The 722-nt window shown below is 47.2% G+C and carries 1 protein-coding gene; it reads left to right on the top strand.

Features of this window, described 5'->3' with window-relative positions:
- A partial coding sequence (locus tag R7O13_RS26880) for a PTS sugar transporter subunit IIC (protein WP_318305210.1) occupies nt 1-722 on the top strand: 722 nt, incomplete at both ends.

Below are 722 nucleotides of genomic sequence, written 5' to 3'. Positions count from 1 at the left end.
CACAACATCACGATTCGCATGCCAGAGCAGGTGCCACCTGCGATCGCGCGTTCTTTCGAGGTGTTACTGCCTGTTCTAGCTGTGTTTGTCACGCTTTATCCATTAAGCATCTTCGTTCAAACCCAATACGACATGTTGATTCCTGATGCAGTTATGGCGATGTTCAAGCCATTAATCAGCGCATCAAATACTTTGCCTGCCATCATTGGTGCACTACTTATGTGTCAATTACTTTGGTTTGCAGGGATTCATGGTGCCGCGATTGTGGTTGGCCTTCTGTCGCCAATCTTTCTAACAAACATCAGTGGAAACATCGACGCATTTGTTGCTGGGCAGCCTGTTCCGAATATCTTCACTCAGCCGTTCTGGGACTTCTATATCTTCATTGGTGGTTCTGGTGCGACGTTAGCGTTGGTTCTACTGATGTCATTTAGCCGCTCTGTTCACCTAAAGAGTATCGGCCGAATGAGTGCGGTTCCTGGCTTCTTCCAAATTAATGAACCAGTGATTTTTGGTAGCCCAATCGTAATGAACCCAACATTGTTCATCCCATTTGTTTTTGCTCCAGTAATTAACGCAACGATTGCTTACTTTGCTGTGCATCTTGGCTTCGTAGGTATGGGTGTGGCTACTACACCATGGACGACGCCGGCAATTATTGGTGCGTCTTGGGGAAGCGGCTGGACGTTTTCTCCGATACTGCTCGTAGTGGGTCTGTTGAT

This window comes from Vibrio sp. Y176 (genome assembly GCF_033438945.1).
The sequence above is the reverse complement of the archived record's forward strand: the minus strand, read 5'-3'. Positions and strand labels throughout refer to the sequence as shown.